Raw genomic sequence first — 21,430 nt, 5'->3', positions numbered from 1 at the left:
ACTCGGTCGTCGGCGGGTGGGGATCCACGACGTCGCCCGCACGGCCGGCGCCATGAAGGGCTGAAAGGACGTCATGTCGTACGTTGAAGACCCGGCCCCCGGCCACGGCTCGGTGCCGCCGCGCGCGGCTTTCACCTCCGACGCCCCGGCCCTGTCGCTGAGCGGCACCTGGCGGTTCCGGCTCTCCCCCGCCGTCGCCGCCGCGCCGGCCGGCGTCGAGCGTGACGACTTCGACGACTCGGCGTGGGACGAGCTGCCGGTCCCGTCGATGTGGCAGCTGCACGGGTACGGCAAACCCGCCTACACGAACGTGCACTACCCGTTCCCGGTCGACCCGCCGCACGTGCCGTCGGACAACCCGACCGGTGACCACCGGCGGCGGTTCGACCTGCCCGCGTCGTGGCCCGCCGGGCCCGCGGTGCTGCGCTTCGACGGGATCGACTCGTGTGCCCGGATCTGGCTCAACGGCACCGAACTCGGCGTCACGAAGGGCAGCAGGCTGCCGTCGGAATTCGAGGTCGGGCCGCTGCTGCGGCCGCGGGACAACGTCCTGGCCGTGCGCGTGCACCAGTGGTCGGCCGGCAGCTACCTCGAAGACCAGGACATGTGGTGGCTGTCCGGGATCTTCCGTGACGTCACCCTGCTGGCCCGGCCGGCCGGCGGGATCGGCGACTACTGGGTCCGCGCGGACTACGACCACACCACCGGGCTCGGCACGGTCCGCGTCGAGACCGACGCCGACGCGCTGCTCAGCATCCCCGAGTTGGGGGTGTCGGATCACCCGGCCGGGTTACCGCTGGCGCTGCCGGTCGAGCCCTGGAGCGCGGAGTCGCCGCGGCTGTACGACGGCTCGCTGTCCACGGCGGCCGAGCGGGTTCCGGTGCGGATCGGGTTCCGGACCGTGACGATCGACGACGGGCAGCTGAAGGTCAACGGCCGCCGGCTGCTGCTGCGCGGGGTGAACCGGCACGAGCACCACCCCCGCACCGGCCGGGTCGTGCCGCGCGACGTCGCGCTGGCCGACGTCCTGCTCATGAAGCGGCACCACGTCAACGCCGTCCGGACCAGTCACTACCCGCCGGACCCGGCGTTCCTCGAGCTGTGCGACGAGTACGGGCTGTGGGTGATCGACGAGTGCGATCTGGAGACGCACGGCTTCGGACCGCTGGACTGGGAGGGCAACCCGAGCGCCGAGCCGCTGTGGGCCGACGCCTACCTCGACCGGATGCGGCGCACGGTCGAGCGGGACAAGAACCGGCCGAGCGTGATCCTCTGGTCGCTCGGCAACGAGAGCCACACCGGGCCGAACCTCGAGCGGATGGCCGAGTGGACGCGCCACCGCGACCCGACCCGGCCGGTGCACTACGAGGGCGACCACGAGTGCTCCTATGTGGACGTCCACAGCCGGATGTACGCGACCCACGCCGAGGTCGAGTCGATCGGGCTCCGCGAGGACGGCAACGCGCGGCGGCGTGACCTGCCGTTCCTCCTCTGCGAATACGGGCACGCGATGGGCAACGGCCCGGGCGGCCTGCTGGAGTACCGGGAGCTGTTCGAGCGGTACCCGAACTGCCAGGGCGGGTTCGTCTGGGAGTGGCTCGACCACGGCCTCCTCGCCGGTGACCACTTCGCCTACGGCGGCGACTTCGGCGAGACGATCCACGACGGCAACTTCGTCATCGACGGGCTCGTCTTCCCCGACCGGACGCCGTCGCCGGGCCTTGGGGAGTTCGCCAAGATCATCGAGCCGGTCCGGATCGAAACCGGCCCTGACGGGATCCGGGTGTCGAACCACTACGACTTCGTGAGCACCGCGCACCTCACTTTCACCTGGGTCCTGGAGGACGAGGGGATCACTGTCGCGGACGGCGTTCTCGACGTCCCTGTCGTCCACTCCGGACAGAGCGTCGGCGTTCCCCTCCCCCGGTTGCCCGTGACCGGCGGGGAAACCTGGCTGACGGTTTCGGCGTCGCTGACATCGGCGGCCGCGTGGGCGCCGGCCGGCCACGTCGTCGGCTGGGTCAGCTGCCGGTGTCGCCCGCGCCCGCCGTCGAGCGACCGGCGCGTCGCGGCCCGGTGTTCCGCACCGCAAGCCGGCTGCTGCTGGGTGCCGGCGAGTTCGACCCCGTGACGGGCCGCATGACCGCGCTCGGCGGCCACCCGGTGCACGGGCCGCGGCTCGACGTCTGGCGGGCGACCACGGACAACGACCGCGCCGAGTCGGCTTCGGAGTGGCTGGCGGCGGGACTGCACCGGTTGCAGCACCGGGTGATCACCGTCGACGCCGACGGGGACGACCTGGTCGTGCGCACCCGGGTCGCGCCGCCCGCTCAGGCATTCGGGCTGTTCGCGGACTACACGTGGACGGCTCTCGAAGAGGGGTTGCGGCTGCGCGTCGAGATCACGCCCGACGGACTCGAGGGCACGCTCCCCCGGCTCGGCCTGACGATGGCGGTCCCCGGCTCGCTGGGCACGGCGGAGTGGTTCGGCGGCGGCCCCGGCGAGGCGTACCCGGACAGCCGCCAGGCGGCCCGGATCGGCCGGTTCTCCCGCAGTGTCGACGGCCTGCAGACGCCGTACGTCTTCCCGCAGGAGAACGGCAACCGCGTCGACGTCCGCTGGCTGCGCCTGACGGACGCGGAAGGCACCGGGATCCGCGTCGACGGCGACCCGTCGTTCGACTTCACCGCCCGCCGCTGGACGGCGGCCGCGCTCGAAGCCGCGCGGCACACGCCCGATCTGACGGCGGGCGACCTGGTGCACCTGACCCTCGACGTCGCCCAGCACGGCCTCGGCTCGGCGTCCTGCGGGCCGGGGGTGCTGCCGCGGTACCGGCTGGTGGCGCGGAAGACGGAGTTCACGCTGAGCTTCGGTGTCGCAAATTGAGACCGCCGGGGCGCGCCGGATGCGGTGTGGTGGAGGTTCAGAGCGACAGGAGCGTCCCGGATGACCCAGCCCACGACCGCCCCTTCGAGCGCCCGGCTGCTGGCGACGCCCGGTGCCCTGGGCCTGGCCGATCTCGTCGGGATCTTCGACGACCTGCAGTTCACGCTGAAGTGCTGCGAACGGCTGGTGGCCGAGCTCGAACGGCCCCCGGGCCGGCTGGACGCCGTGCTGGTCGAGGCGCTGTGGGTGTCCGCGCTGAACTCGTACGCGCGCTGCTTCCGCACCGGTGACCGCGGCATGGGCCTGACCGTCGAGGACGTCAAGGCCACCGAGGTGCCGGGCGAGGTCGCCGAGTGGCACGAACTGCTCGGCCGGATCCGCGACTTCGCGATCGACGGCGCGGTCAATCCGCGTGAGGACTACTCGGTCGGCGTCTCACAATCCGAGGCCGGTAAGGCCGCGGGCATCGTCATCACCTCCGCCTTGCGGCCGCTGGTGGACGACGTGACGGTCCGCCAGACCGGCCGGCTGGCCTTCGAGCTGAGCCGCCTGGTCGACGAGCGGATCAAGGAGCAGCAGCAGAAGGTGTTCACGGCCGCCGAGCGGATGACGGCCGAGCAGCTCTCCGCGCTGCCCGCCATCGAGGTCGCCGTGGACCCGGCCGCCGCGCCGTCTCAATAAGTCTCATAAGTCGTCTCACTATTCCGCGTCCGGCAGGTGCCGGTAGATCGTCGCGCGGGAGACGCCCAGCGCCGTCGCGATGTCGGCTGCCGGGTGGCCGGCGTCGTACAGGCGGTGGGCTGTCTCGATCGTCTCGGGGCTCATCACGCTCGGCCGGCCCCGGCGGCCGCGTGACGTCGGCGGGGTGCCGAACAGCCGGGCCACGCCGTCCAGGACCGCGACGCGCAGTTCCTCGACCGGCGCGTCGGCGAACAGGACCACCGGGTCGCTGAGCATCGCGATCGCCTGTGCCGCGCGGACCTGGGCCGCCAAATCCGCGTCCGGGCCCGCGACCAGCACGTTCGCCTTCAGCATGCCGTCGCGGAAGCGCTCGAACACCGCCTTCGACGCCGTCAGGCCGAGGTCCCGCAGGTTCATCCGCAGCAGGTAGCGGTGGCTCAGCCACACGCCGAGGACGCCCTCGATCGCCGCGGCGCGCGGGTCGGCGGCGGTCTCGGCCTTCTCCATCGTCGCCTCGAGGTCGTCGAGCAGCGGCTCGGCCAGCGCCGTGACGATGTCGGCCTTGCCGGGGAAGTGGTAGAGCACCGCGGTCTTGGTGACGCCGACGCGTTCGGCCAGCTCACGCACCGACGTCGCGTGGTAGCCGCGCTCCGAGAACTCTTCGAGCGCGGCGCGCAGGATCCGGGCACGGGTGTCGGCCTCCGTCATCCCCCGAGCCTAGCCGCTTGCCTGACCGCCGGACAGTGGCGTACCGTCACGACTGACCGATGGTCAGGAACATCATCCAGGGGGTCCACCATGAACGAGCAGACGGTACTGATCTCCGGCGCCGGCGTCGCCGGGCCGACACTGGCCTACTGGCTGGCCCGCGCGGGCTACCGGCCGACCGTGGTCGAACGCGCCGACGGGTTGCGCTCGAGCGGCAGCCCGGTCGACGTCCGCGGGCCCGCCACGCACGTAGCGGCCGAAATGGGCATCACCGCGAAGCTGCGCGAAGCGAGCACCGACGTCACGGCGTTGAAGTTCGTCGACGACGCGGGCCGGCGCACCGGCCGGGTGGCCACGAGCGTGCTGGGCAGCGGCGACGACGTCGAACTGTCGCGCACGGATCTCGCGGCGATCCTTTATGAGACGGCGGCGGACCGCGCCGAGTTCGTCTTCCACGACTCGATCACCGAGCTGCACCAGGACGACGGCGGCGTCGACGTCACCTTCGAGCGAGGTACTCCGCGGCGCTTCGACCTGGTGATCGGCTCGGACGGCCTGCACTCGGGGGTGCGGCGGCTGGCGTTCGGGCCGGAGGCGGCGTTCGTCGAGCACATGGGCGTCTACATCGCGACGCTGCCGCTGGCCGAGCCGCCCGCCGACCGCACCGAGCTGGTCATGTACAACTCGCCGGGCCGGGCGGTCGCGGTCCACCCGGCACGCGGCCACGCGATCGCGGCGTTCATGTTCCGCGGCGCCGAGGTGCCGGGGTTCGACTACCGGGACACCGCGCGGCACAAGGAAATGCTCGCCGAGGCGTACGCCGGCGCGGGCTGGCGCGTGCCCGGCCTGCTGGAGCAGGTCCGCGACGCCGACGACCTGTACTTCGACTCGGTGAGCCGCGTCCGGATGGACCGCTGGGCCACGGGCCGGGTCGTCCTGGCAGGCGACGCCGCTTCGTGCGTCTCCCTCTTCGGCGACGGTTCGACCTTGGCGATGGCGGGCGCGTACACGCTGGCGCAGGAGCTGGGCCGGACGCCGGCCGACCCGGCGGCGGCGTTCCGGCGGTACGAAGCCGAACACCGCAAGCTGGTGGAACCCAAGCAGCGCAACGTCTCCGCGGCCGCGGCCATGCTGATCCCGGCCACGCGAAGGGGTCTCGTGGCCCGCAACCTCGGCACGCGCCTGCTGCCGCTGGTGTCCGCGGCCCGCCGGCTCGTGCCCGCGCGAGCGGCCTGACCGCAACCAGTGTTCGGCGGCGACTCTCCAGGAGCATGTGCGTGCGCCACCCGATTTCGCCGGGCGACCGCCGGTCAGGCGTCAGGTCATCGAACTCCGGCAGACGTGCGTCAGGCGCGCAGCATCGGCGGGTACAGCAGTTCCGCCTTCCCGCGCCGGTACAGCTGCGCCGGGCGCCCGCCGTCGCGGGTGGTCGTGCGGCCGGTCGGTTCCAGGAGCCCGTCCGCGCCCGTCACCTTGCGGTGGAAGTTGCGGGGGTCGAGGCGGGTGTCCCAGACCAGGTCGTAGACCCGGCGCAGCTCGGCGACCGTGAACTCCGGCGGGCAGAACGCCGTCGCCAGCGGTGAGTACTCCAGCTTCGCGCGGGCTCGCTCCAAGCCGTCCGCGAGGATCCGGTCGTGGTCGAAGGCCAGCTTTTCGGCGGCCAGCGAGCGGACCGGGGCCCAGCGGGCCTCCGCGGCGTCGGTGCCCGCGCGCGGGGTCGGGAGGTCGGGGGCCAGCGCCAGGTAGGCCACCGTGACGACGCGCATCCTCGGGTCGCGGTCCGGGGCGCCGTAGCCGGCGAGCTGTTCGATGTGGACGGTGCCGGGCGCCAGGCCCGTCTCCTCCGCCAGCTCGCGGCGGGCCGCTTCCTCGAGGTCCTCGTCCTCCCGGACGAAGCCGCCGGGCAACGCCCAGCCGCCGAGGAACGGCTCCACTCCCCTGCGCACCACGAGGGCGCACAGCTCGTCCCCGGTCAGGGTGAGCACGACGAGGTCGGCGGTGACGGCGAACGGCGGGTGACCCATGCCACCACCTTAGCCGGTAATCGTCAGCTTGACGATTAGGCCGTCGACCCCATATCGTCATCTCGACGATAAGAGGAGGCTCCAGATGGCCGACATCAACCGCCGGTTCGGGTTCCGGCACCTGCGCGGCGCCCCGACCGTGCACATCCGCCACTACCGCCGCGGCAAGCTCGCGCACGACGGGCTCGGGCTGTCGTTCTGGTACCGGCCGCTCACCGCGGTCGTCTCGGAGGTGCCGGTCGACGACCGCGAGCTGCCGCTGCTGTTCCACGCCCGCACGGCCGACTTCCAGGACGTCACCGTGCAGCTCGCGCTGACCTTCCGGATCGTGGACCCGGCGCTGGCCGCGCAGCGGATCGACTTCTCGATCGACCCCGACACCGGGCGCTGGAGAAGCGACCCCCTGGCCCAGATCAGCGGGCTGCTCACCGAGAACGTCCAGCAGTACGCGGTCGAGGTGCTCACCCGCACTCCCCTGGCCACCGCGCTCGTCGACGGCGTCGGCGCGGTCCGCGACCGGATCCGCGCCGCGCTCGCCGACGAGGACACCCGCGTCTCGCAGACCGGCTCGGCGGTGCTCGACGTCCGCGTCGTCTCCATCCGCGCCGAGCCGGAGGTCGAGAAAGCGCTGCAGACGACGGCGCGGGAGAAGGTGCAGCAGGAGGCCGACCGGGCGACGTTCGAGCGGCGCGCGCTGGCCGTGGAGCGCGAGCGGGCGATCAGCGAGAACGAGCTGCAGAGCCAGATCGAGCTGGCCCGCCGCGAAGAGCAGCTGCTTGCCCAGCGCGGCGCGAACGCCCGGCGGCAGGCCGAAGAGGCCGCGCAGGCCAACCGGATCGACACCGAGGCGCAGGCGTCGCGGGAGGAGCGGTTGACGCAGGTCAAGGCCGACGGCAAGCGGGCGCTCGGCGAAGCGGAAGCGGCCGGTGAGGCGGCCCGGCTGGCGGCCTACCGCGACCTCCCGGAAGGCGTCCTCACCGGGCTGGCGCTCAAGGAGCTGGCCGGGAACCTGCCGCAGATCGACAGCCTGGTGCTCACGCCGGACCTGCTCACGCCGCTGCTGACCAAGCTGGGCGTGCGGTCGTGAGCCTCGCCCCGCGCGTCGTGCTGGTGCACCGGCGCACCGAGCTGGACGAGCTGCTCGCCCGGCACGGCACCCGCGGCCAGGCGGAGTTCTTCCTGCGCACGCGCGGCCGGGACCTGGCGGAGGTGACCGAGGCGGACGCGGCCGTGCGTGCGGCTCTGTCCGCGGCGTCGGCGGCGATCCCGCTCGATTGGCGACGCGGCGACGTCGAACGCGGCGACCTCTCGCGGTTCCTGTTCACCCCCGAGGACGTCGTCGTCGTGGTCGGGCAGGACGGGCTGATCGCCAACGTCGCCAAGTACCTCGACGGCCAGCCGGTCATCGGGATCGCGCCGGGCGCGCCCGGGGTCCTGGTGCGGCACCCGGCCGCCGCGGTCGCGGACCTGGTGCGCGCCACCGGGAACGCCGAGCACCGGACGATGGCCGAGTTCGCCGCGGACGACGGCCAGCGGCTGCTGGCGCTCAACGAGATCTACCTCGGGCACGCCGGGCACCAGACGGCCCGCTACCGGCTGGGGGTCGGTGGCGGGCCGGCGGAACGCCAGGCGTCGTCGGGAATCCTGGTCGGCACGGGCACCGGCGCGACCGGCTGGTGCGGCTCGGTGTGGCAGGAACGCCGCAGCCCGCTGCGCCTGCCGTCCCCCGGCGAGGCCCGGCTGGTCTGGTTCGTCCGGGAGGCGTGGCCGTCGCCGACGACCGGGACGTCGCACACCGAAGGCGAGCTGACCTCGGCACCGCTGACGGTCGAGGTCGAGTCGGACCGCCTGGTCGCGTTCGGCGACGGCCTGGAGACGGACAGCGTCACCCTGACGCGCGGGCAGAAAGCGACGTTCGTCCCGGCGGCGAAGACCGTCCACTTGGTCCGGTGACGGCCGGCCCGGCACGCCGAGGGGGCGCGCCGGTCCGGTCGGAGCCACCTGGGACACGATGCGGCAACGTTGTCACATTCGCGGGGCCGGACCGCCAGAATGATCTCCTCGGCGAAGATCAAGGCTCGAAGGTGGACCGGATGACGTGGGTGGTGTGGGTGCTCGCCGCGGTGCTGGTCGTCGCGGCCGGGTCCGGGGTGGTCGCCGTGCCGCGGCTGCGCGAGCGGGACCTGCGCCGGCGGACCGCCTGGTCGGCCGCGCGGGCCGCGATCGACAGCGCCGGGGTGAGCCGGGACGCCGCGACGGACCCCCAGCCCGAAGCCGAGCAGCTGCTGGCCCGCGCCGAGACCATCGCCGCCGCGCAGGGCGGTCCGCGAGCGGCCCGGGCGGCGCGGGACCACGCGCGGCGGGCCGACGCGCTCTGGCGGGCGGCCGCCCGTGGCTGACCGGATTCGCTGGATCCTGCTCGCCGTCGCCGGGGCCGTGCTCGTGACGTTCCTCCTGGTGCAGCAGCAGAGCACCGACGTCAGCTACGGGCAGGCGCCCGCGGCGAGCGACCCGATCCCCGAGGGGTCGGCCGGCGAGCTGAGCGGCGCCACCGTCCCTTCGGCCGAGCAGCTGACGGCGATGGTCAAGGACTCCCCCGTCGTGCGGCTGCCCGGGGCGATCGCGACCTGGGACGACCAGGCGGTGAAGGCCGCGGCCGGCAGCGCCGGCGTCCGCGTCGTCGTGGCGCCGCCCGGCCTGCCGAAAGACGCCCGCGCCCGGGTGAAGGACGTCGAGGACGCGACCGTCCAGGTGATCGGCACCGAGGTCACCGGCGGGGCGCTGCAGGCTTCGCCCGACCGCGCGTCCGAGTGGATCCACCAGTTCGCCACCGGTGACGTCACGGAGTCGCTGACCACCCTGGCCGCCCACCTGAACCACCAGCCGGACGCGCCGGACCAGCCGGCCCTCGCCCGGCGCGACCCGAACGCCGGCGAGCTCGCCGACGTCACCGCGCAGCTGCGCGGCACCGGCCGGTTCATCGCCCCGGGCGCGACGCTGAAGGATCCGCCCGCGACGACGGCCGCGTTCCCCGGCGCACAGCCGCTGTACGTCGCTCTGCCGCAGCAGCCGGCCGGGCAGCCGCTCGTCCGCTTCGGCCCGGCGCTGGCGAAGGAGTTCCCCGGCCGGCCGATCGTGGTGATGTACGGCCAGTGGGTCGAGTACGACGGCCCGTCGGCCGCCGCGTTCGCCGACGTCGCGACCGCGAGCTTCTACGGCCAGTTCGCCGACCGGCTCAGCACCTACGCCTACCCGCAGCGCAACGTCCTGGGCGCCTGGCTCAACCGCGTCACGGCCATCCGCTACGCCGGGCTGTTCGACCGCCCGCTGCCCTACACCCCGTTCGACCCGCTCCGGGTCGCGCTGCCCGCGCTGCCGTGGCTGTTCGCCGCCTGCGCGGTCGGGTTCCTCGCCCTTTCGGCCCGCCGGATGACGCGGCCGGGCCGGCCCGCCGGCACCCGGGTGCCGGCCCGCCTGGCCGGGCTGACCGCGCTCGCCGTCGAGATCTCGGGGCTCACCGGCGGCGCGTCGGCCGCGTCGCTCACCCGCGGGATCACCCAGCTGACGGCGGCGCGCGAGGCGTTCGACAAGAAGCTGCCGGACAGGCACGTGCACGGCCTGCTCGACGCGGCCGAGTCCGATTTGGACACCACGGCCGGGTTGCTGGGCCGCCCGGAGTACCGGCCGGCCGAGTTCCTGCGGGGGAGGCTCGCGTGAAACGCTTTTTCCGTTCCGCGTTCGGGATCGCCGTGCTCGGCTGCCTCGTGCTGGCGGGCTGGGCGGTGTGGTCGGCGGGGGTGTTCGACGGGCCGGTCGCCCGGCAGCTGCGGACGGCGTCGGTGTACGCCGCCCCCGGCGTCGCGATCGACCGGCCGGCCGCCGAACGCGTGATCGGCAACCGGCGGCTGGTCGTGGGTTTCCTCGCGCCGGGCGCGGACCTGAGCGACGCGTGCGACAGCCTGGGCGGCGCGGTCGACGGCACCCTGGCCGTGATGCTCAGCCGCGACGGCGACGACTTCGAGAAGTACGGCTGCTCCCGGCTGCCCGGGAGCGACGACGAGAACTTCGGCAAGGCCTTCGTCGCGGAAACGATGATCGGCAACGGCATCGACGCCTTCGCCGACCGCCCGGTGGACGCGCTGAAGGTGCTGGTCGTCAACTACGACCTGCTGGTGCACTCCGGCGCGATCCCCGACGGCGGCCGCACGGTCAGCCCGTCGCTGCCGCGCTACCTGGTCGCCGCCGCCGCGGTCGTGGCCGTGGTGCTGGGCTCGCTGGCGCTCTACCTCGCCGCCCGCCGGACCGCGCGCACGGCCCTGGCCCGCCAGGAACGCCGTGACGCGGAAGCGGACGCGCGGACGGAACTGTCGGCGGCCGCGGCCGTGCTGGCCCAGGAGATCATCGACCTGGACAAGCGCTACGCGCGGGAGAAGAGCGCGAGCAAGTTCGGCCGCGGCTACCGGAGCCTGGTGTCGGACTACGCGTTGCTGCTGCCGGACCTCGGCCGGGAGACGCCCGAGCTGCGGGCCCGGGTCGAGAAACTGCTGACCCGGGCCCGGAAACTGGGTGCTCAGGTGCCGTAGCGGGCCTTGACGATCGACGGCGTGTCGAGGTTGTGGCCCGCGTCCATGTTCTGCGCGAGCCGGAGGTACTGGCCCTCCGCCCACATCAACGGGCCCGCGCTGCCGGTCGGGCGGCCGAGGCCGAAGCAGCCGACGTCGGCGCGGTCCCAGACCTGCTCCGGGACGAAGTAGCCGTCGTTGGCCGAGTCCGCCATCGACTTGAGGTAGACCGCCGCCGACCGGCCGTTGGCCAGTTCGTACTGGCCGCGCTCCCCCGACAGCACCGGCCACAGCCGCCCGAACCGCTGCGCGCCGCCCGCGGGCCAGCCCGTGCAGTTCGACGTGCTCTCGCCGTAGTTGTCGTGGGCGTAGCGGTGGAAGTAGACGTCGCCGTTCGGCAAGGTCACCTGCACCGTCGAGTTGCCGTCGGACGCGGCGGCGGTCGGGGCGACCGAGTTCGCGATCGTGGGGTCGTTCGCCGGGCGGACGCCCAGGCGCACCAGGTCGAGGAAACCGAAATCGGTAACGTCGTGCTCGTAGAAGCAGCCTTCGTCGAAACAGATCGTGCCGGTGTCGTTCGGGTTGCCGCTGCGGTCGAGGCGTTCGTAGTACGTGTGGCCGCCCCAGTAGCCGGAGGTCGTGACCGTCCAGCCGGCCAGGGAGTTGCGCCACGAGTCCGCAGTGGACTCCCACGACGTCGCGCTCGCGGTGTCCCCGTTGGCCCGCGCGATCGCGCCCGCGGCGACGAGCCCGGCGATCTCGGCGGCGATCGACGACGGCGACTTGCCGTACTGCTCCTCCCACCGCTCGGTGGTGTCCGGCCCGGTCGCGACGATGTGGTTCGCCGTCGTCTTGACCTTCGCGTAGGTCGAGGCGTCGGTGACGCCGGTCAGCCAGGCCAGCAGGATCGCGTCGGCGTCCTGGTCGAGCTGTTCGCAGCAGCCGAGCTGCTGCGCACTCGCCCCGGCGACACCGGAAACCGGGCTGTAGCGCGGGAACGAACCCGCCGGATAGGTCACGCCGTCACCCGCGGTCGGGCTGCCGATCCACTGCGAGTTCCACAGGAACTGGGCCATCCGCTTGGCCTGCGCGGTGTCGCCGGCGGCGAGCAGGCCGGTCGCCTGCTGGTAGAGGTCACGGCCCCAGACGCGGTGGTAACCGTCGTTGAGCTGATCGCCGTTGGTGTAGTCGCCCCACGGCGTCGCGAGGCCCGCGACGCTCGCGCCCGGGTGCTGCTTGTCCTCGGCGGTCTTGAGCGCCATCGCCGCGACGTAATAGGCGCGACGGCGCTGGGTGTCCCCGGAAACGCTGGTGGGGGCGGGTTTCAGGCTGCCGACATAGGAGTTCCAGCCGGAGCGGTAGGCACTCGAGGTGGCGGCGAAACCGCTGCTCAGCGACCCGCTCGCGGCCGACGTCGCCGCCGCCGCGGTGCCGCCGTAACCGAGGGCGACGGTGAACGTCGTGTCCGCGCCGACCGGGATCTGTCCACATTGGACGACATTGCCGGTGCCGGCGATGTTGTCGAACTGGTTGTTCAAGGTCTTGTCGGCGCGCAGGTCGGTCAGGCAGTCGCTGCCGGCGCCGGTATAGCCGTTGTCGTGCGCGGTGAACCCGGTCGAGACGCGCAGCGCCGAGACGACGGTGGTGGCCGCGCCGCCGAACAGCGTCTCGGTGCCGCTCGCGAGGAGACCGCTGCCATCCCACCAGGCGTTGTCGTGGGCGCCGCCGCCGGCCATCGACGGATTGGCCAGGAGGTAGAGCCGGTAGCTGCCGCCGTCGAGAGACTGGAAGCGGGTGTTCGTGACGAGCGTGGCGCGGGCCGGGTCGGTGATGTAGTCGGTGGTGATCCGGTACTTCCCGCTCTTGGCGGTGTTGGTGACGGTGTACTGCAGCGCCTTCTCGTCGGGCATCGTGACGACGTGGTTCGTGGCGTCGCGTTCCAGGTCGACGAAGCTGGTCCCGTCGGTGACGACGTACTGCATGTCCTGCATGTTCGGGACGTCGGCGCGCGGGTAGAACACCTCCGACGTCACGCCGTTGGCGACGGTGAACCACACCGGGCTCGCCGTCGTCGCCGAGGTGCCGAGGGCGGATTTGTTGCCCGTGGCCCAGGACGCCCCACCGCCGCAGCAGTCGGTCGCCGTGCCGCTCGCGAGGGCCGTGCCGGGTACGGCTCCGGCGAGCAAGACGCTCGCTCCGGCGCAGGCCAGGACGGCTTTCCACCTGATCATCGGGACCCTCCGACGTCGTTGTCGCAATATGTTGTTGGCCGCAACATATTGAGCCACGGAGCGATGACAGGCAATGTCCGATAGTTCTGAACCGATCCAGCCCTGCGCCGATCGCCGACCCAGCCGTTCCCCACGCTCCACCGGAGTGGCCAACACGACGACGAGAACGGCCGACACGGCACCCACGCCGACGCGGGAACCCCCATCCCCCGCGTGTTGGCCACTCCGGGCAGCGTGTTGGCCAGTGCGGGGCGGCGGTCAGGCGTTTGCGATGCGGTCCAGCCATTCGGACAACAGCACCCGCTCGGCCTCGGTCAACGCTGTTGCCGCGGGGAGGCCGGCGTGCAGGGCGATCGCGCGGCCCGCGAGGTCGTCCGCGCCCGACGGCGCTGTCGCGTCGGTCAGGATCCGGGCCAGCACTGTCTCCCGGGCCGTCGCCGAGAGCTCGGGATCGCGTTCGGCCACCGGCGTCGCGATCTGGGTCAGCACCACACCCATCCCGGTCGCGTGGACGAGCCGGGCCGCGCGTTCGACGCTCACCCGCAGCCGTCCCGCTTCGGCGACTCTCGCGACGATGGCCTGCAGCATCGCTTCGGCCTCCCGCGCCGCCGGGGAGGTGCGGCCCGGGCGGGCGTCGCCGTACATCAGCACGTAGAACTCCGGGCGGGACAAGCCGAACTCGATGTGCAGGTCCCAGCCGCGCCGGAGGTCCTCGACCGCGTCGCCGGTCGAGCCCAGCTCGCGCTTGCTCGCCAGGTACTCGTCGAAGCCGTACGCCGCGACCGCGTCGAGCAGGCCGTCCTTGTCGCCGAAGAGCCGGTACAGCGCCGGCGGCTGGACGCCCGCGGCCGCACTCACCGCCCGGGTCGACAAGCCGTCGCGGCCCTCGGCGACCAGCAGGGCCGCCGCGGCCTCGAGGATCCGCACGCGGGTGTCCGCCGCCGTCTTCGTCGCCATGGTTCCGATGATAACAAAACCGGAGTAACAGCTGTTCAGAGCCGGTCCACGGCGACCCGGTGGGCCAGCCGGCGCAGCAGCGTGAAGGCGTCGGCCATGCAACGGGCCGGGTCGGGCTCGAGGTCCGTCAGCGCGTACGCGGCCGAAAGCCCCGCGCCCGGAAGCTCCTCCGCGGACAGCTGACAACGCCCGGCGACGGCGACGCACGGGATGCCCTTGTCCGCCGCGGCCCGGGCGACGCCGGCCGGAGCCTTCCCGGACAGCGTCTGCTGGTCCAGTGATCCCTCGCCGGTGATGACCAGCGAGGCCCCGGCCAGCGCGTCGTCGAAGCCGAGCAGGTCCAGCAGGAGCGCGATCCCGGGCCGCATCCGGGCGCCGAGCACCGCCAACGCGGCGAACCCCACTCCCCCGGCCGCACCCGCGCCCGGCCGGTCGGCGTACTCGGGACCGGCGTGGGACGCCCAGTGCCGCAACGCCTCGTCGAGCACTTCGACGTCGTCCGGCACCGCCCCTTTCTGCGGTCCGTAGACAAACGCGGCGCCACGGAGACCGAACAGCGGGTTGTCGACGTCACTCGCCAGCTCGATGTCCACTTCGGACAAGCGTGGGTCCAGACCGGACAGGTCGAGCGCGGCGAGCCGGCTCAGGGCCGCGCCGCCCGGTGGCAGCTCGTGGCCCGCGCCGTCCAGGAGCCGGGCGCCCAGTGCGGCCAGCATCCCGGCGCCGCCGTCGGTGCAGGCGCTGCCGCCGACGCCGAGCACGATCCGGCGGCAGCCCGCGCGCAGGGCGGCCGCGATGACGTCGCCGGTACCCGCGCTGGTGGCGGTGAGCGGCTCAGGCGAGCCGGGCAGCCGGTGCAGCCCGGACGCCTCGGCCAGCTCGACGACGGCCGTGTCGCCGCGCACCGCGTAACAAGCGGTCAACGGCCACCCGGTCGGGCCGCGCGCCGGCACCCGCACCCGGCGGAAGCCGGCGGCGACAGCGGCGTCGACCGTGCCGTCACCGCCGTCCGCCACCGGGAGGCACCGCACCGCGAGGGCCGGGTGGACGTCGGCGAGGCCCTGGGCCACCGCCGACGCCACCTCGGCCGCGGTCAGCGACCCCTTGAACTTGTCCGGCGCGACGAGGACCTTCACACGCTCGCCTTGTACGCCCGCCAGTCGCCGACCTCGGTGATGTCGCGCAGGGCGACGTGCGAGGTGTAGGGCCGCCGCAGCAGCATCGCGAACGCCGAACTGCCGTCGGCCAGCTCCACCACACCCAGCTCCAGCTCGTGCGGCTCGGACGGGAGTACCTTGTCCCGCAACGCGTCCAGCGAGACGTCGTACACCTCGCCGGTCACCTCCGCGCCGCCGTGCGACACCGGGTACAGCGCCGGGCACTGCTCGCCGACGGCGTAGAACCGGTACTTCGGCGCGGTCCTGGCGCTCGACACGAACGGCGATCCGTCGAGCAGGTGGTGCAGGGGCTCGCCACGCATGGCGCCGCCGTTGAAGAACATCAAGGCCATCGGAACTCCTAACGGAAGAGGGCTTCGACGCCGTCGACGGCGAAGTACACCGCGAACACCAGCGCCAGCAGGGAAAGCAGCCAGCCGGCTTCGCGCCACTTGCCGCGGCCGATCTTGATCAGCACGAACGCGATCAGGCCCGCGCCGACGCCGTTGGTGATCGAATAGGTGAACGGGATCAGCGCGGCGGTGAGGAACACCGGGATGGTGTAGTCCGGGTCGTGCCACGGGATGTTGCGGCACTGGGCGACCATCATGCCGCCGATGACGACCAGCGCGGGCGCCGCGGCCTGGGCCGGGACGACCCCGGCCAGGGGCGTGAACAGCAGCGTCCCGGCGAACAGCAGCCCGGTGACGACACTGGCGAGGCCCGTCCGGGCGCCCTCCCCGACGCCGGCCGCGGACTCGAGGAAGACCGTGTTCGGCGAGGAGCCGGTGACGCCGCCGGCGATCGCGCCCGCACCGTCGACCAGCAGGATCCGGCCCATCCGCGGCACCTTGCCGTTCTTCGACAGCCCGGCCTCGTCGGAGACGCTGGTGATCGTGCCCATCGCGTCGAAGAACCCGGACAGCACCAGCGTGAACAGGAACACCGTGGCCGCGAGCGCCCCCGCCGAGGCGAACCCGCCGAAGAGGTCGATGTGGCCGAACAACCCGAAGTCCGGCGCCGCGACGACGTGGTCGGGCAATGCCGGGGAGGTGAGGCCCCAGCCGCCGACGCCGAACCCCTCGTGCAGCACGACGGCGAACACCGTCGCCACGCCGATGCTGATCAGCACCGCGCCCGGCACCTTGCGGGCCATCAGCACGATCATCAGCAGCAGGCCGAAGCAGAACACCACGATCGGCCAGCCGTGCAGGTGCCCGCTCGCCCCGAGGCGCACCGGGACGGTGGTCTCCGCCGCGTCCGGCACCCGGGTCACGAACCCGGCGCTGACCAGGCCGACCAGGGCGATGTAGAGCCCGATACCGACGGTGATCGCCGTCTTGAGCGGCCGCGGGATGGCGTTCATGATCCGCTCGCGGACGCCGCTGACGGCCATCAGCACGATGCAGACGCCCTCCAGCACGACCAGCCCGAACGCCTGGGCCCAGGTCATCGTCGGCGCCATCTGGAACGCGACGATGCCGTTGATGCCGAGGCCGGCGGCCAGGGCGAGCGGCGCGTTGCCGACGAGTCCCATGAGGATGGTCATCACCGCGGCGGCCAGCGCCGTCGCCGTGGTGACCTGCGCGGCGGAGAGCCGGGCGCCGGTGATGTCGGTGGCGGCGCCGAGGATGAGCGGGTTGAGCAGCACGATGTAGGCCATCGCGACGAACGTCGTGAGACCGCCGCGGACTTCGCGGCCGATCGTGCTCTGCCGGGCCCGGATCTCGAAGAGCCGGTCGAGCAGCGTCCTGCGGCCCGGGGGTTCGGGTACTTCGTCGCGTACGGGGTCCTTGATTTCTACCTGGGTCATGCGTCCTGCCCTTGCCGGTGGGTGTGCTCGGCCAGGCCAAGGCACCACACCGTGCCTGGGCGAGCGGGACGATCTCTTCGGGAATGCTCCGGTCAGCTGGCCTTGTGGGTCAGTAAGCGGTGAGGTCAGTAGTCGGTGCGGTCGCTCTTGTCGAGCCAGGCCGCGAAGGGCGCGAAACCGTCCTTTGCGGACAGTCGCGTGACGGGGACGGTCCACGTGTCGCGGGGACGGTCGAAGAGCTCGTAGAAGGCACGGTCGTCGAAGCCGGCCTTGGCCGCGTCGTCGCGGTCGGCGGCGTAGACGACCTTGTCGACGCGCGCCCACAGCGCCGAGGACAGGCACATCGGGCAGGGCTCGCAGCTGGAGACGAGCACACAGCCGTCGAGCGTGAACGTGCCCAGGGCCTGGCAGGCCGCGCGGATGGCGACGACCTCGGCGTGCGCGGTCGGGTCGAGGTTCGCGGTGACGCGGTTGACGCCGGTGGCGACGATCTCGCCGTCCTTCACGATCAGCGCGCCGAAGGGGCCGCCGCCGTTCGCGACGTTCGTCTCCGCGATGCGGATGGCTTCCGCCAGCCACTCGGTCTCGGTGGACAGGGAGGTGGTCATGGTTTCCTCAGGTTCCGGTGATGTGCTCGGGGCGGATGGGGACGCGCGGCAGCTCGAGGCCGGTGGCCGCGCGGATGGCGTTGGCGATCGCCGGCGTGGCGGAGATCGTGGGTGGTTCGCCGACGCCGCGGACGCCGTAGGGCGCGTGCGGGTCGGGGCGCTCGAGGACGTCGACGCGCATCGGCGGCATGTCGAGGATGGTCGGGATCAGGTAGTCGGTGAACGACGGGTTCCGCACCTTCCCGTCCTTGACCAGGATCTCCTCCATCACCGCGAGCCCGAGGCCCTGGGCCGAGCCGCCCTGGATCTGGGCGACGACGGCGTCCGGGTTCATCGCCTTGCCGACGTCCTGGGCGCAGTCGAGCTGCACCACCTTGACCAAGCCGAGGTCCAGGTCGACGTCGACGACCGCGCGGTGGGCGGAGAAGCCGTACTGCACGTGGGCGTCACCCTGGCCGGTCTCCGGGTCGAGCGGGTAGGTCTTGCGGTGGTGGAACTCGCGGGTCTCCTCGACGGCCGTCTCGCCGAGCAGTTCGGCCAGGTCGGCGACGACCTCACCGTCGGCCGCGACGATCTTGCCGCCGGCCAGGGTCGCGCCTTCGACGGCGCGGCCCAGCCGGAGCGCGGCGAGGGCGTACACGGCGTCGGCGACCGCGCGGCAGGCGTTGCGGACCGCGCCGCCGGTCACGTAGGTCTGGCGGGAGGCCGAGCTGGAGCCCGCGTCGCCGACGCTCGTGTCGGCCGGGTGCACGCTCACCCGCGTCAGGCCCAGTTCGGTGCGGGCGATCTGCTGCTGCAGCGTCACCAGCCCCTGGCCGACTTCGGCGGCCGCGGTGTGCACGAGCGCGACCGGCTCGCCGCCGATCACCTCCAGCCGGACGCGGGCGGTCGAGTAGTCGTCGAGGCCTTCGGCGTAGGAGATGTTCTTGATCGTGACGCCGTAGCCGATGCCGCGCACGACGCCTTCGCCGTGGGTGGTGTTGGACGCGCCGCCGGGCAGGTCCCGGATGTCGCGCTCGCCCGTGGGTTCCGGCGGCAGCGGCAGGTCGCGGACGCGCTGGACCAGCTCGGCCACCGGCGCCGGGAAGTCGACCACCTGGCCGGTGACCACAGTGGACCCTTCGCTCATCGCGTTGCGGATCCGCAGTTCCGCCGGGTCCAGGCCGAGTGCGGCGGCCAGTTTGTCCATCTGGGACTCGTAGGCGTACGTCGGCTGCACCGCACCCAGTCCGCGCATCGCGCCGCAGGTCGGGTTGTTGGTGTAGACGCCCCAGCCTTCGATGTGCGCGTTCGGCACGTTGTACGGGCCGACGCTCAGCGTGGTGCCGTTGCCGACCACGACCGGGGTCTTCGACGCGTACGCGCCGCCGTCGAAGTACATCTTCGCGCGGACGTAGACGAGCTCGCCGTCCTTCGTCGCCCCGTGTTCGTAGTACATCTTCGCGGGGTGGCGGTGGACGTGTCCGAAGAACGACTCCAGGCGGTTGTAGCTCATCTTCACCGGGCGGCCGGTGCGCAGCGCGAGCATGCACGAGTGGATCTGCATCGACAGGTCTTCGCGGCCGCCGAACGCGCCGCCGACGCCGGACAGCGTCAGCCGCACCTTCTCCAGGGGCAGGCCGAGCGCCTTCGCCGTCTGGCGCTGGTCGACGTGCAGCCACTGGGTGGCCAGGTAGAGGTCGACACCGCCGTCCTCGGCCGGCACCGCGAGGCCCGACTCCGGGCCGAGGAACGCCTGGTCCTGCATGCCGATCTCGTAGACACCGGACACCACGACGTCTGCCGTCGCGGCCGGGTCGCCCTTGACGATCCGCTGGTGGCGGACGAGGTTCCCGCCGGGGTGCAGCTTCGGCAGCGTGTCGTCGTGCGCGGCCCGCTCCGGATCGGTGATGGGCTCGAGGACGTCGTACTCGACGACGATCTCCTTGAGCGCCTGCCGGGCGATCTCCGGGTGGTCCGCGGCGAGGATCGCGACCGGTTCGCCCTGGTAGCGGACCAGGTCGCCGGCCAACGCGGGGGTGTCCTGGTACTTGAGGCCGTAGACGTTCTCGCCGGGCACGTCCTCGTGGGTGAGCACCGCGTGCACGCCCGGCTGGGCCAGCGCGCGGGAGACGTCGAGGCGGACGATCCGGGCGTGCGGGTGCGGGCTGCGCAGGGTGGCGCCCCACAGCATGTCCTCGTGCCACAGGTCGGAGGAGTAGGCGAACTCGCCGCGGACCTTGAGCGTGCCGTCCGGGCGCAGCGGGCTCTCGCCGATGCCGCCGGCGATCGTGTCCTGCAGCTCCTGCGGGGAGCGGGCCGGGGCGCTCAACGGAGCGCCTTCTTCGCGGCGGCGTCGCGGACGGCGTCGAGGATCTTCTCGTAGCCGGTGCAGCGGCAGAGGTTCCCGGCGAGCGCCTCGCGGATCTCGACGTCGCTGGGCTCGGGGACGCGCTCGATCAGGTCGTGCGCGGCGACCAGCAGGCCCGGGGTGCAGAAGCCGCACTGGACGGCGCCCTGCTCCACAAAGGACTCCTGGACCGGGTCGAGCGCGTCGCCCTCGGCGAGGCCTTCGACCGTGACGACGTCGCGGCCCTCGGCCTGCCCGGCCGCGACCAGGCAGGCGCCGGCCGGCACGCCGTCGACGTAGACCGTGCACGAGCCGCATTCGCCCTGCTCGCAGGCGTTCTTCGAGCCCGGCAGGCCGAGCCGCTCGCGCAGGACGTAGAGCAGGCTTTCGCCTTCCCAGACGTTGTCCGCCCGGCGGGGTTCGCCGTTGACGGTGACGTTCACGCGCACTTCGCGCTCCCTTCGCAGTATTCGCCCCAGGCCCAGGTCAGCGTGCGCCGCGCCATCACGCTCAGCGCGTGACGCCGGTACGCGGCGCTCCCCCGGACGTCGTCGATCGGCGCGGCGGCTGCCGCGACCAGGTCGCCGAAGCGGCGTTTCACGGAGTCGTTGAGGGCCTTCGGGGCGTCCCAGTCCAGCTCGCCGGCCAGGAACTCCTCGGCGTCGAGGGCCCGCCGGGGTGTCGGCGCGGCCGAGCCGACGCCGGTGCCGACCCGCTTTTCGGCGGGGTGCAGCGCCAGGCCGAAGGCGGCGACCGCGATGACCATTGCGTTGCGGGTGCCGATCTTGCTGAACTGCTGGGGCCCGGTGGCCGGGGCCAGCAGCACGCCCGTGATGAGCTCGTCCGGCTCCAGGACGTTCCGCTTCACGCCGGTGTAGAAGTCCTTCGCCGCGACGATCCGGGTGCCGCGTACGGAGGCGATTTCGACCTCGGCGTCGGCGGCCAGGAGCGCCGGGTGCGAGTCGCCCGCGGGCGAAGCCGCGCCCAGATTGCCGCCCACGGAACCGCGGTTGCGGATCTGCGGCGAGCCGACGGTCCGCGAGGCCATCGCGAGGCCGGGCAACTTCGCGCCCAGTTCGGTGATGATCCGGGTGTAGGGCACGGCGGCCCCGATCCGGATCCGGCCGCCGTCGGTGCCGTGCTCGTGCAGCTCGCCGACACGGCCGAGGTCGAGCAGCGCGTCGGGGCGGCGGTGGTCGAAGTTGATCTCGACCATCACGTCCGTGCCGCCGGCGAGGGGGACCGCGCCGGGGTTCGCGGCCTTCGCGGCGAGCGCGTCGGCCAGCGAGGCGGGTCGGAGGAATTCCACTGTGGACGTCCTTTCGGGGGTGCTTCGTGAAGAAGTACACACGCTCGGCTGTGGCCGGGACCACGGCAAAACCCCTGAAAGAGGGGTGAATTTCGGGCCCGCGTTTGTACTTTCCGACAACCGCCGTCCCGCGGACGCGGAAAGGCCGCCGTGCGAGGACGGGGT

Annotated in this window: 20 protein-coding genes; 9 read left to right on the top strand and 11 right to left on the bottom strand. The window is 72.7% G+C overall.

Annotated elements, in window-relative coordinates; genetic code table 11:
* The first annotated feature begins 73 nt into the window (after positions 1 to 73).
* From OHS18_RS04745 to OHS18_RS04735, 3 genes are read left to right on the top strand one after another with little or no spacing between them, the layout of a single operon-like run.
* Complete coding sequence (locus OHS18_RS04745) at positions 74 to 2,131, top strand: glycoside hydrolase family 2 TIM barrel-domain containing protein (RefSeq protein WP_328616076.1); 2,058 nt, start codon at positions 74 to 76, stop codon at positions 2,129 to 2,131.
* The gene (locus OHS18_RS04740) at positions 2,077 to 2,886 is read left to right on the top strand and encodes a beta-galactosidase small subunit (RefSeq protein ID WP_328616075.1); all 810 of its coding nucleotides are present in this window, start codon (positions 2,077 to 2,079) and stop codon (positions 2,884 to 2,886) included. Before OHS18_RS04745 ends, OHS18_RS04740 begins: the two co-directional genes overlap by 55 nt.
* 60 nt (positions 2,887 to 2,946) lie before the next feature.
* The gene (locus OHS18_RS04735) at positions 2,947 to 3,567 is read left to right on the top strand and encodes a hypothetical protein (RefSeq protein ID WP_328455701.1); all 621 of its coding nucleotides are present in this window, start codon (positions 2,947 to 2,949) and stop codon (positions 3,565 to 3,567) included.
* Positions 3,568 to 3,585: 18 nt separating this feature from the next.
* Here OHS18_RS04735 and OHS18_RS04730 read toward each other — a convergent pair whose 3' ends face one another.
* Positions 3,586 to 4,275 (bottom strand): TetR family transcriptional regulator, encoded by a 690-nt coding sequence (locus OHS18_RS04730; RefSeq protein ID WP_328616074.1) that lies wholly within the window; start codon positions 4,273 to 4,275, stop codon positions 3,586 to 3,588.
* A 90-nt stretch (positions 4,276 to 4,365) separates the two neighbouring features.
* Here OHS18_RS04730 and OHS18_RS04725 point away from each other — a divergent pair, with 90 nt between their 5' ends.
* Positions 4,366 to 5,511, top strand: a complete 1,146-nt coding sequence (locus tag OHS18_RS04725; protein ID WP_328616073.1) for an FAD-dependent monooxygenase — start codon at positions 4,366 to 4,368, stop codon at positions 5,509 to 5,511.
* Positions 5,512 to 5,621: 110 nt separating this feature from the next.
* Here OHS18_RS04725 and OHS18_RS04720 read toward each other — a convergent pair whose 3' ends face one another.
* Positions 5,622 to 6,299, bottom strand: a complete 678-nt coding sequence (locus OHS18_RS04720) for an NUDIX hydrolase (protein ID WP_328616072.1) — start codon at positions 6,297 to 6,299, stop codon at positions 5,622 to 5,624.
* A gap of 85 nt (positions 6,300 to 6,384) precedes the next feature.
* Here OHS18_RS04720 and OHS18_RS04715 point away from each other — a divergent pair, with 85 nt between their 5' ends.
* The 5 genes from OHS18_RS04715 to OHS18_RS04695 all read left to right on the top strand — a co-directional run bounded on the left by OHS18_RS04715 (position 6,385) and on the right by OHS18_RS04695 (position 10,882).
* Positions 6,385 to 7,386, top strand: a complete 1,002-nt coding sequence (locus OHS18_RS04715) for an SPFH domain-containing protein (RefSeq protein ID WP_328616071.1) — start codon at positions 6,385 to 6,387, stop codon at positions 7,384 to 7,386.
* Positions 7,383 to 8,252, top strand: a complete 870-nt coding sequence (locus tag OHS18_RS04710) for a hypothetical protein (RefSeq protein WP_328616070.1) — start codon at positions 7,383 to 7,385, stop codon at positions 8,250 to 8,252. The genes OHS18_RS04715 and OHS18_RS04710 overlap by 4 nt, the downstream gene beginning before the upstream one ends.
* Positions 8,253 to 8,392: 140 nt before the next feature.
* Positions 8,393 to 8,698, top strand: coding sequence for a DUF6403 family protein (locus tag OHS18_RS04705; protein ID WP_328455713.1), 306 nt, complete (start codon positions 8,393 to 8,395; stop codon positions 8,696 to 8,698).
* The gene (locus OHS18_RS04700) at positions 8,691 to 10,016 is read left to right on the top strand and encodes a hypothetical protein (RefSeq protein ID WP_328616069.1); all 1,326 of its coding nucleotides are present in this window, start codon (positions 8,691 to 8,693) and stop codon (positions 10,014 to 10,016) included. Before OHS18_RS04705 ends, OHS18_RS04700 begins: the two co-directional genes overlap by 8 nt.
* Positions 10,013 to 10,882, top strand: a complete 870-nt coding sequence (locus OHS18_RS04695; RefSeq protein ID WP_328616068.1) for a hypothetical protein — start codon at positions 10,013 to 10,015, stop codon at positions 10,880 to 10,882. Before OHS18_RS04700 ends, OHS18_RS04695 begins: the two co-directional genes overlap by 4 nt.
* Here the strand turns inward: OHS18_RS04695 and OHS18_RS04690 are convergent.
* From OHS18_RS04690 to OHS18_RS04650, 9 genes are all read right to left on the bottom strand, one after another.
* Complete coding sequence (locus OHS18_RS04690; RefSeq protein ID WP_328616067.1) at positions 10,870 to 13,092, bottom strand: glycoside hydrolase family 15 protein; 2,223 nt, start codon at positions 13,090 to 13,092, stop codon at positions 10,870 to 10,872. The two genes, OHS18_RS04695 and OHS18_RS04690, sit on opposite strands and share 13 nt — an antisense overlap.
* 258 nt (positions 13,093 to 13,350) lie before the next feature.
* On the bottom strand, positions 13,351 to 14,049 hold the full coding sequence (locus OHS18_RS04685; protein ID WP_328616066.1) for a TetR/AcrR family transcriptional regulator: 699 nt from the start codon (positions 14,047 to 14,049) through the stop codon (positions 13,351 to 13,353).
* Positions 14,050 to 14,084: 35 nt separating this feature from the next.
* A complete protein-coding gene (locus OHS18_RS04680) occupies positions 14,085 to 15,185 on the bottom strand; it encodes a glycerate kinase (RefSeq protein WP_328616065.1) in 1,101 nt (366 codons plus the stop codon).
* Positions 15,182 to 15,559 carry an allophanate hydrolase-related protein gene (locus tag OHS18_RS04675; protein ID WP_328616064.1) on the bottom strand — a complete coding sequence of 126 codons (378 nt, stop codon included), beginning with the start codon at positions 15,557 to 15,559 and terminating at the stop codon, positions 15,182 to 15,184. Before OHS18_RS04675 ends, OHS18_RS04680 begins: the two co-directional genes overlap by 4 nt.
* 8 nt (positions 15,560 to 15,567) lie before the next feature.
* Positions 15,568 to 17,019, bottom strand: coding sequence for an NCS2 family permease (locus OHS18_RS04670; protein WP_328616063.1), 1,452 nt, complete (start codon positions 17,017 to 17,019; stop codon positions 15,568 to 15,570).
* A gap of 125 nt (positions 17,020 to 17,144) precedes the next feature.
* A complete protein-coding gene (locus OHS18_RS04665) occupies positions 17,145 to 17,627 on the bottom strand; it encodes a nucleoside deaminase (protein WP_328616062.1) in 483 nt (160 codons plus the stop codon).
* A 7-nt stretch (positions 17,628 to 17,634) separates the two neighbouring features.
* The gene (gene pucD / locus OHS18_RS04660; RefSeq protein WP_328616061.1) at positions 17,635 to 19,938 is read right to left on the bottom strand and encodes a xanthine dehydrogenase subunit D; all 2,304 of its coding nucleotides are present in this window, start codon (positions 19,936 to 19,938) and stop codon (positions 17,635 to 17,637) included.
* Entirely contained in the window at positions 19,935 to 20,405 is a 471-nt protein-coding gene (locus tag OHS18_RS04655; protein ID WP_328616060.1) for a (2Fe-2S)-binding protein, read from the bottom strand. The genes pucD and OHS18_RS04655 overlap by 4 nt, the downstream gene beginning before the upstream one ends.
* The gene (locus OHS18_RS04650) at positions 20,396 to 21,265 is read right to left on the bottom strand and encodes an FAD binding domain-containing protein (protein ID WP_328616059.1); all 870 of its coding nucleotides are present in this window, start codon (positions 21,263 to 21,265) and stop codon (positions 20,396 to 20,398) included. Before OHS18_RS04650 ends, OHS18_RS04655 begins: the two co-directional genes overlap by 10 nt.
* Positions 21,266 to 21,430: the final 165 nt, after the last annotated feature.

The sequence above is a fragment of the Amycolatopsis sp. NBC_00355 genome, assembly GCF_036104975.1.
Classification (GTDB): Bacteria; Actinomycetota; Actinomycetes; order Mycobacteriales; family Pseudonocardiaceae; genus Amycolatopsis.
This window is presented reverse-complemented; position numbering and strand designations above follow the sequence as displayed.